Consider the following 8,915-nt stretch of genomic DNA (forward strand, 5'->3'; position numbering starts at 1 on the left):
GCACGCTCCTACAAAATCACACACCATGAAATCTATCCTCAAATCCGCCTCCTCTCTCCTCCTTTCAACAAGCCTTCTCTCCTCCGTCGCCATCGGACACGGGCACGGAGACGGTGACCATCACCACCACAACACTGCTCCAGCTAGCGGGCACGGTTCTATCCTCGGGCACAATGGTCTGAAGTACAAAGTCGACCTCGAATGGGCCAAAGCTGATCGCGCCGTTGCGCCAGTCATGAACTCCCACGCAGTCGCTGAAGGTCGAGATGGCCGAATCTACGTTGTGACAGATCACTTCAAGAACGCCTTCCTCGTTTTCGAAAAGGACGGCACCTTCGTTCGTTCGTTCGGGAAGAACCTTCCCGGTGGCCATGGTCTAGAGATTTTCGAGATGGACGGGGAAGAATACCTCATCCACGTCGATTGCGGCTGGCATTTCGACACCGACGAATGGAAGGCGGATCCTCGCAACGGGCGTATCACAATTCTCAAGACAGACGGAACAATCGTTCGCAAGCTCCCCACTCCCTACGAAATGGGTATCGGCGAGGCTGGCGACAAGCAGTTCATGCCTTGCGATGTCGCGGTAACGCCACAAAAGACAATCCTCATCGCAGACGGCTACGCGACCAACTACGTTTACGAAGTAACAATGGAAGGTGCCCTCGTCCGCCGCTGGGGAGGCCCAACCGAGGAAGGCGATCCTGCCTCGCTGAAGAATGCTCACGGCATTTCCCTCGATCTTTCCACCGATGAGCCGCTCGTCTGGGTCCCATCCCGCTCAGAAAATAAGCTCAAAGCCTTCACCCTGGAAGGCGAATACGTCGAAACAATCGATCTTCCAGGAGCCTACGCAGGTCAGCTCTTCTTTCGTGACGACAAGGTCTACACCGCAGTCTGCTGGTCCAAGAAAGACGGCACGGGTAAACGCCTCGTGAAGTCAGGCTTCCTTATCGTCATGGATCGCAAGACGAAAAAAGTTCTCAGTGCTCCCGGCGGAAGCGAACCCGTCTATGTCGACGGAGAACTGCAACCAATGTATCAGACCAACAATACATTTATCCACGGTCACGACCTCTACGTCGACTCCGAGGGAGCAATCTACTTCGGCGAATGGAATGCCGACCGCCGCTACCCCTCCAAGCTAACGCCAGTACAATAAAAGGAGGGCAACGTGTCTTCACTTCGCTCGAGTGTCGTCATTCCATTCCTCGGTACCGTCGTTGCCGCACACAGAAGGATCTACGGCGACGACAGAGCGTCGCCCTCCCTAAAACAACTCCTTCCGCACCTGCCGCAAGTGCTGGATCGTGAGCCGCGTCCCCTCTTCTTCAGACAAATGTTCACCTTCATATTCAGCGCTTGCCAGCCCCTTGAAGCCTCCGTCCATAGCAGTCTGCAAGCATAGTGGGAAATCGATACGGGTTTCGTTGCCATCGGAATCAAAATCGAAGGACTTCGCACTCACGGCTCGCGTGTAGGGAGCAAGATCCAACATGCCCTGATGCGTGTCATATCGGCGCTCCGGATTGAGGCCCCATCCTCCCATGAAAAAGTTATCGAAGTCGGCGAACGCTCCCACTTTTGGATGGTCCGCCTTTTCGATGAGCATCGCCAGCCAAGCCCCGTTGCTTCCCGGATGGCCATGGTTTTCGACCAACACATCGAAGTCATATTGCTCAGCCGCTTCCGCCAAAGCACGCAAGCTCTCCGCACATTGGTTCAACTGCTGTAGATAGGTCCCATCCCCATAAGCGTTCACTCGAAAGTGTTGGCAGCCCAACTCGGCCGCGGTATCCATCCAACGGATATGGTTCTCAACCGAACGCATTCGATCTGCGACCGAACTCGATCCGATGTGCCCCAACTGGTCGCACATCAGAACGCCAAAGCGAACGCCCTCCCCCGCCGCTCGCCGTTTAAATTCCTCTAGCCACGGTCCATCCTGACCGTGTCCGAACCAAAGAATATTCACGAGGTCGACCACATCCACGTCGAACTGACGCGCCTTCTTCACCACATCCCGCGGATCAAGGTCACCCTTCAAAACCGCGTCCGGATCCGAGTGTAGCGTTTTGATGAACCAATTGTAGTCCTCGCGCGCATCTCCAAAAATAGCCCGATGATAGGACCATTGAGAAAGAGAAATAGTGAAGAGGTCCTCTGCTTTCGCCACACCCCTTTTGCTCGTTTTCGAAAACAAGCCACGTGGCAACAAACTCGCCATAGCGAGAGCGCCCGCTTGGCCCAAAAAAGTTTTTCGATCCATCAACATAAGGCAGTATCAGTTTTTGGCTTTAAGAACGATGCGTCCCGATCCCTCGAAGTTCTCAGCTGAATTCCAAGCGGGATGCCAGTAGAGACGAGAGGGTTTCTCATTCTCCGGACGGTCATGATCGAGATAACGCAAGTTAAAGCGAAAAGACGGATCAACCCCGTTCGGTTCAATACCGAGAATGTCATAAGGAAGCATAACACGCAGATTCAGTCCACGCCCGCTTCGCTTCCAAGCGACCTTTCCTTTCAGAATGTCCGGAACCTCGACTCGCCCATTTGGCCGCAAAACGATATTCCATTCCGTTCGCCCCAGATCCGTCTCGAAGAAGAGAGTGAAACGATCCGATAGCCGATCTCCTCGCAGGATAAACAAATCATCCTCTCCCTCCACCACAAGCTCCAGGCCTTTTTCACTTTCGATAAAAGCGAAACGCAAGCGGCAATCTTGCGGCCCAAGCCAGTCCCAGCCTTCCTCGAAATAACCAGGAGGGTCCATTCTCACCCACTCAAACGCTTCCTCGCCAGCCCCCGACACCTGGCGCGGCCAATCGATTCGCCAAAGCTTAGAGGTAGGCAGTTCAAGAACATCTCCTTCAAAGTCATAACGCCCCACAATCGAGAGCTGGATCGGAGGCAAATCATCGAGGTTCAGATCCCCACCACCAGTCACCTCAAGGCGGAACGGAATGTTCAAGCTTGATCGTGCGGGTATCTCGAGTCGCGTTTCCTTAGTCACGAATTCGAGCCCCTCCAATTCGGGGAACTGTATTTCAACTCCCAATACAGAATCCTCAGAATTGCGAACGACAAGTTCTCCGTCCAAGCGAGCAGGATCCGGCCGTTCACTCACCTTGGCGGTCACTCTAGCAAAGCCACCTCCACGCAGCGTCTCGATCAACACCCGGTTCTTCGGGTTGACAATGTCCTTCGCCACGAAGCCGTCCAACTCCAGATGCGTCACCTTTACCTCCTCGCCCGTAAAGGCGACATAGGTCACGTGATCAAACTCCCCGAACGTCTCCCCCCTCAAATGGCTTCCGCCACCTGCCGTGCCGAGGATAAAACGTTCGTTTCCCGAAGCGTCCGGTTCGTAGTAATAATTGTGATGGTGCCCGGAAAACAACGTGTACCGTCGTCCCTCTAGAGCCCGCAGCACGTGCTCCAAACCTTGTTTTTCCCCATAGGACCAAAGAGGGCGATGCATGAACAAGAAGGTCCAACGAACATCCTTATGCTCCGCGAGCACATCTTCAAAGTACTCCACCTGAGCGTCACTTAAGCCCTCAACTCCTCCGTCTTCCGTGTGCAGCGAAAGAAACAACACGTCCTTGTATACGAAATGGTAATACGGATCTCCCAATCGCCGTTTCCATTCCTCTTCCATCCACGTATTACTGATGTCGTGATTTCCCGGCACGTAGAAGAACGGCACATCGATTCCCTCCACGATGTCATCAAACTCCTTCCACTGCGCATCCAACAACTTCGGATCCAATGTATAGCCATCAATCAGGTCTCCCACCGACATAACAAACTCCGGATGCAAGAGATTCGCCTTCTCAAGCGCGTCCTTGAAGATGCCCTCTCTCATCCCCCCCGTCCTGTCGGGCATCACCACAAAGCGTATCGTCCCGGGATCGGACTCCAGAGCTTGCGTTGTCGGCAATGTCGGAGCGCCAAACATCGACTGGGCTCCACCGCAAATAATGAGCGAGCATGCCAGTAATGCTAGCTTTCGGGAGCGAAACAGAAATAGAGAAAGGAAAGTTCCGAGCATATACCAAAAGAAATAGTGTCAACTTGGGAAAATTGCGAATCTAAGCCCCAAGCGGTGCCGCTGAAGCATCGAAGTAGCCTACCCTCAAAAAAGAAACCGCCGAGACAGATAACGACGCTACCCCTTCAAAAACGTGCACGCTCGCACAAACAGAAAAAGGCGAACCAGCAACCCTGATTCGATCTAGGTAGTCCATGGGTGGATACGGAATTTTCAGTATTTTTCTTGTAAGACCCGACCTCACTGGCCGGAATGTTCCATATAGAATTAGAGGGGGTTCTGTTTTCGAAAAGTGGAGTAAACGATCGAAGCCCGCTTACGGTCAGTGGTCAGCTAGCCAAGAGATGCTCGATCGAGAGCATACTACCCCATTCCCAATCACAGATCAATTAGAACGCTTGTTCGCGTCCTTTGATATTTTTCCATCTGCATCAGACCAGTCATGACTAGACCGACCCGAAAACGAGTTGCCATCATCATGCCCACAGCACGCGAAGAGTGCCTCCGCTTTCTGAGCGGTGTCGGAGCTTTCCAGAGCAGCTTCGAGCGCTGGAACTGCGTGCTCGACAACGACGCCCACTCGGTTCGCGAGCCTAAGTGGCTTTTTCAAAACAAGCTCGACGGGATCATCTGCCACAACCGGAACCCCGTGGTATTGAACGAATGCCTCAAACGCGGCATCCCTTGCATCGACATCAACGATGAAACCCCTGCCATTCCGGGGATTCCCAAAATACGCCCCGACAATGCCGCGATAGGGCAAACCGGAGGCGAGTACCTCATGGATCGCGGATTCCGAAACTTCGGTTTCTGCGGCTTCAATTCCGAATCCTGGTCCCAAGAGCGCATGTCCGGATTTCGAGAGGCAGTACAACTCGTACGCCACGACAGCGCCGAGTTGGAAACTGGATACACCTTAAACGAATCGGAGCTGCTCATCGAAGTGCAGGACGACTGGGCAGCCGAACAAGAAAAGCACATCATCGACTGGATAGCCTCCCTGCCCAAACCGGTCGGGATCATGGCCTGCAACGATCTTCGAGCCGTCCAAGTCGTAACCGCCTGCTTGCAACTCAATCTTTCCATCCCCAACGACGTCGCGGTACTCGGAGCCAACGACGAGGAATCCCGCTGCGACCTCTGCAACCCCAGCGTATCCAGCGTTCCCGTCAACGCCTTCTATTGGGGCCAAGTCGCCGCCAAATCCCTATCCTCCCTCATGAACGGCGAGTCTCTAGACTTTTGCGAGAAGCTCATCGAGCCGCTGGAGGTCGTCACGCGCAAGTCAACCGACGTGCTCGCCGTCCCAGACAAGCACATCGCCCAGGCCATGAAGCTCATCCGGGAAAAAGCCTGTGAAGGCCTACGCGTAGAAGATCTCCTAGAAGCGATTCCCGTATCCCGCAGCTATCTCGAAAAGCGGTTTCGCAAGTACTTCGGCAAGTCCCCCCAGATGGAAATACGCAGCACCCAGATCTCCCAAATCAAACGCCTGCTCATCGAAACGGACCTCACGCTCAGTCAAATAGCCGAGCAAACCGGGTTCAGCCAAAGCGAGTACATGGGCGTCGTCTTCCGTCGAGTCACCGGCGAGCCACCGGGTACCTTCCGCGCCAAAATGAAGATGAACACTTGATCTTTATCTTCCCCGAACAAGTACCAAGCTAGATCCAGATGCTTGTTCAACTTCAACCTGACCTTTACCAGATCCGCACCTTCATGGTCAGCTGCTACCTGCTCATTAGCGAAGAAGACGCCTGCCTCATCGACGGCGGGTTCCTAGGCGGACTTAAACTAATCGAGGACTGCCTAAAACGGGAGAGCTTAAGCTGGGGGAACATTTCTCACATACTCCTAACGCACGGACATCTCGACCACACATACAATTTGAAGAGAATCACCGCTCGGACCTCTCAGAAATTTCGTGCCCACCCGCTAGAAGCCGACCATATCCGAGGCTCTCACAAATATCGTGGCCTCTCCAAAGGATGCGCGTTCATCGAATTCTGCGGCCGCCTGCTCTTTCGCTTTCAGAAGCCAAGAACCTTCGCTCCGCTGAGCGACAAACAGTTGATTCCAACCTGTGGCGGTATCCAAGTTCTGCACACTCCGGGCCATACAGCCGGCCATTGCTGCTTCCATTGGAAGAAGCACGACCTTCTATTTTCAGGCGACCTTTTCGCAACTGGGCACCGGCGGAGCTTCCTGCCTCCAGCATTTCTTAATGCCTGCCCAGAGCATTTTCCCGCCAGTCTCGCAAAAGTGATCGATCTCAATCCAACCGGCATTCTTAGCAACCATTGCGACTTGGCGGATGCGAACACGCAAAAGCGACGCTTCTTCGACACCTTCAAATGATCTACAATCGCGGTTTCACTTGTAGGGTCGTCGCTTGCGACGCACCGCATCGCTTAGATCCTGCAGCTGCGGCGTGGCAACAAGCGACCCAACATCCCGCGTGCTCCTAACGCTTCTTCATCCAGTTCAGCTGCACCCCCGTGCCGCTGCCCTTCTTCTTTCGTTTGGGCAAAGCACCTTGTATGTACTGCAGCAATACACCTCTACCTGCACGATCGACCGAGGAGCAGGGAATCATTTCTGGCACTTTCAGCCCAAGAGCATCGAGCGTCTCTTCGTAGATCGCCATATTGCGACGCCATACGTCCTCTTTAACCTCGTCCGTCTTGGTAAAAACGATCACATGAGGCACCGGGCACTCTTCTTCATGCATCCAGTTGAAAAAACCGAGATCCAGCTCAGTCGGCTCCATGCGAGAATCAACCAGAGCGCAGATCAGTTTCAACTGCTTGCGTCCCATCAGGTACTCGCTCACAGCCAAGTTGAAGTCTGCCTGCTTTCCTTTGGCCACTTTCGCGAATCCATAGCCCGGCAAGTCGACTAGGCTCCACCATTTATCCATAGTGAAGAAGTTGATCAGCTTCGTCGCGCCCGGCTTTTTCGAAACCTTCGCCAAACCGCGTTGCTTGGTCAGCATATTCACCAGCGACGACTTCCCTACGTTCGAGCGCCCGATAAAGGCCACCTCTGGCAAAGCCGAACGAGGGCAGGCCTCCAAGTCCTTCGCACTGGTCAAAAACTCCGCTGAATCAATCCTCATGGCCGCAGAGACAAGGGCTTCAGCCCCCCAAGGTCAAGGGAGCTGAAAATTCTCCGTGGACACAGGCCCCATTTCTCCCCAAAACCGTTCGCCTTATGAACATCTTGGAAGATCTACAGTGGAGAGGACTCTACACAGACTGCACGGCGCTCGAAGAGCTGACCAAGCGTCTCGAAGAAGGACCGATCACGCTTTATGGAGGCTTCGACCCGACTGCCGACTCCCTGCACGTGGGCAATCTCGTCCCCCTCATCGCACTCCGCCGCTTCCAAAACTACGGACATAAGCCAATCGTGCTCGCTGGCGGCGCAACCGGCAGTATCGGCGATCCTTCTGGTAAGAAGGCCGAACGCCAACTCCTTACCAAGGAACTCCTCGCTCACAACGTGGCCTGCGTCAAAAAGCAGCTCGCCAAGATCGTCGACTTCCGCGAGGACATCGACAACCCCGCACGCCTCGTCGACAACGCCGACTGGTTCTCCTCCATTGGCTTCATCGACTTCCTGCGCGAGACTGGCAAGTACTTCACTGTCAACTCCATGATCGCCAAGGAGAGCGTCAAGTCACGTCTCGGTGGCGATAATGAAGCAGGCATCAGCTACACGGAATTCTCCTACATGCTGATCCAAGGCTACGACTTTTTCCACCTCAACGACACCTACGACTGCGAGCTTCAAATCGGCGGCTCCGACCAGTGGGGCAACATCACGGTAGGCACTGAGCTCACTCGCAAAAAAGCCGGCAAGTCAGTCTACGGCCTCACTTTCCCGCTCATCACCAATGCCGACGGATCCAAGTTCGGCAAAAGCGTCGGCGGCGCCATCTACCTCGATCCGGCCCGCACCAGCGTCTACCGCTTCTACCAGTTCTTCATCAACGTCGACGACCGCGATGTCATCAAGTTCCTCAAGTACTTCACCTTCCTCAGCCACGAGGAGATCAATGAGCTCGAGGCCAAGCATAACGAAAACCCAGGCGCTCGCGAAGCCCACCGAGCCTTGGCCTTCGAGATGACCAAACTTGTGCACGGCGAAGAGGCGACCAATGACGCCATCAACGCATCGAAGATTCTCTTCGGTGGAGGTCTCGACGGCATCTCTGAAAACGCTCTCGCCCAAGTAGCCAGCGAAGTGCAAAGCGCGACCATCGCTAAGGCTGACCTGGAGAGCGAAGAAGGTCTCTCAATTCTCGACGCATTGGTTAGCGCCAAACTCTCCCAATCCCGAAAGACCGCCAAAAAGGACGTACAAGGCGGCGGCGTGAACGTGAACAACGAACGCGTGCAAGACCTCGGCTACAAGCTCACCCCAGCCGACGTCCACTACGGCAAGTACATCCTTCTCCGCCGCGGCAAAAAGAACTACGCGGTGTTAAACGTGGAATAACCCAATCTTCCTCCTCCTCCTAATCATCCTCTTAATCCTTCAATCGCAAAGATAGATTAGGATTAAGAGGAAGAGGACGATTAAGATTTCACTTTTCACCCTTCACAAATCACACTTTCTCCCTATGGCCACTTACGTTTACGAGACCATCCCTCAGTCCCCCGACGAAAAGCCAGAGCGCTTTGAAATCCAGCAAAGCATGAAGGACGACGCCCTCACGTCTCACCCAGAGACAGGGCAACCGGTGAAGCGTGTTATCTCCGGCGGCTACGGCTTCAGCGTCATCGGTTCCACCCAATCAGCCCCCGCTCCCTCAAGTGGCGGCGGATGCTGCGGCGGCTCTTGCGGCTGCGACCAC

General features: G+C 54.4%; 8 protein-coding genes. 5 read left to right on the forward strand and 3 right to left on the reverse strand.

Translation table 11 applies throughout. The features are described 5' to 3' along the window. Positions 1-25: 25 nt before the first annotated feature. Positions 26-1,162 carry an NHL repeat-containing protein gene (locus JIN87_RS27185; RefSeq protein ID WP_200359742.1) on the forward strand — a complete coding sequence of 379 codons (1,137 nt, stop codon included), beginning with the start codon at positions 26-28 and terminating at the stop codon, positions 1,160-1,162. Between the two features lie 108 nt (positions 1,163-1,270). Here JIN87_RS27185 and JIN87_RS27190 read toward each other — a convergent pair whose 3' ends face one another. Further along, the gene (locus JIN87_RS27190; protein WP_200359744.1) at positions 1,271-2,269 is read right to left on the reverse strand and encodes a sugar phosphate isomerase/epimerase family protein; all 999 of its coding nucleotides are present in this window, start codon (positions 2,267-2,269) and stop codon (positions 1,271-1,273) included. A gap of 15 nt (positions 2,270-2,284) precedes the next feature. Next, positions 2,285-4,054 carry a metallophosphoesterase family protein gene (locus JIN87_RS27195; protein ID WP_200359746.1) on the reverse strand — a complete coding sequence of 590 codons (1,770 nt, stop codon included), beginning with the start codon at positions 4,052-4,054 and terminating at the stop codon, positions 2,285-2,287. 478 nt (positions 4,055-4,532) lie between these two features. Here JIN87_RS27195 and JIN87_RS27200 point away from each other — a divergent pair, with 478 nt between their 5' ends. Both JIN87_RS27200 and JIN87_RS27205 read left to right on the forward strand, forming a co-directional pair. Then, the gene (locus JIN87_RS27200; RefSeq protein ID WP_234033664.1) at positions 4,533-5,690 is read left to right on the forward strand and encodes a XylR family transcriptional regulator; all 1,158 of its coding nucleotides are present in this window, start codon (positions 4,533-4,535) and stop codon (positions 5,688-5,690) included. 38 nt (positions 5,691-5,728) lie between these two features. Continuing rightward, on the forward strand, positions 5,729-6,412 hold the full coding sequence (locus JIN87_RS27205; protein ID WP_200359750.1) for an MBL fold metallo-hydrolase: 684 nt from the start codon (positions 5,729-5,731) through the stop codon (positions 6,410-6,412). A gap of 106 nt (positions 6,413-6,518) precedes the next feature. Here JIN87_RS27205 and yihA read toward each other — a convergent pair whose 3' ends face one another. Next, positions 6,519-7,172 (reverse strand): ribosome biogenesis GTP-binding protein YihA/YsxC, encoded by a 654-nt coding sequence (yihA, locus tag JIN87_RS27210; RefSeq protein ID WP_200359752.1) that lies wholly within the window; start codon positions 7,170-7,172, stop codon positions 6,519-6,521. Positions 7,173-7,267: 95 nt separating this feature from the next. Between yihA and tyrS the strand changes: the two genes are divergently transcribed. Together tyrS and JIN87_RS27220 are read left to right on the forward strand one after the other, a co-directional pair. Next, positions 7,268-8,557: a tyrosine--tRNA ligase gene (gene tyrS / locus JIN87_RS27215; RefSeq protein ID WP_200359754.1), complete on the forward strand. Its 1,290-nt coding sequence runs from the start codon at positions 7,268-7,270 to the stop codon at positions 8,555-8,557. 124 nt (positions 8,558-8,681) lie between these two features. Further along, positions 8,682-8,915: FmdB family zinc ribbon protein (locus tag JIN87_RS27220; RefSeq protein ID WP_200359756.1), on the forward strand; the 234-nt coding region annotated here is incomplete at its 3' end.

It is taken from the genome of Pelagicoccus mobilis, from assembly GCF_016595505.1.
In the GTDB taxonomy this organism is placed as follows: Bacteria; Verrucomicrobiota; Verrucomicrobiia; order Opitutales; family Opitutaceae; genus Pelagicoccus; species Pelagicoccus mobilis.

Coding starts and splice junctions, on each gene's coding strand:
- JIN87_RS27185 (WP_200359742.1), top strand. CDS start 26: ATGAAATCTATCCTCAAATCCGCCTCCTCTCTCCTCCTTTCAACAAGC.
- JIN87_RS27190 (WP_200359744.1), bottom strand. CDS start 2,269: ATGGATCGAAAAACTTTTTTGGGCCAAGCGGGCGCTCTCGCTATGGCG.
- JIN87_RS27195 (WP_200359746.1), bottom strand. CDS start 4,054: ATGCTCGGAACTTTCCTTTCTCTATTTCTGTTTCGCTCCCGAAAGCTA.
- JIN87_RS27200 (WP_234033664.1), top strand. CDS start 4,533: ATGCCCACAGCACGCGAAGAGTGCCTCCGCTTTCTGAGCGGTGTCGGA.
- JIN87_RS27205 (WP_200359750.1), top strand. CDS start 5,729: ATGCTTGTTCAACTTCAACCTGACCTTTACCAGATCCGCACCTTCATG.
- yihA (WP_200359752.1), bottom strand. CDS start 7,172: ATGAGGATTGATTCAGCGGAGTTTTTGACCAGTGCGAAGGACTTGGAG.
- tyrS (WP_200359754.1), top strand. CDS start 7,268: ATGAACATCTTGGAAGATCTACAGTGGAGAGGACTCTACACAGACTGC.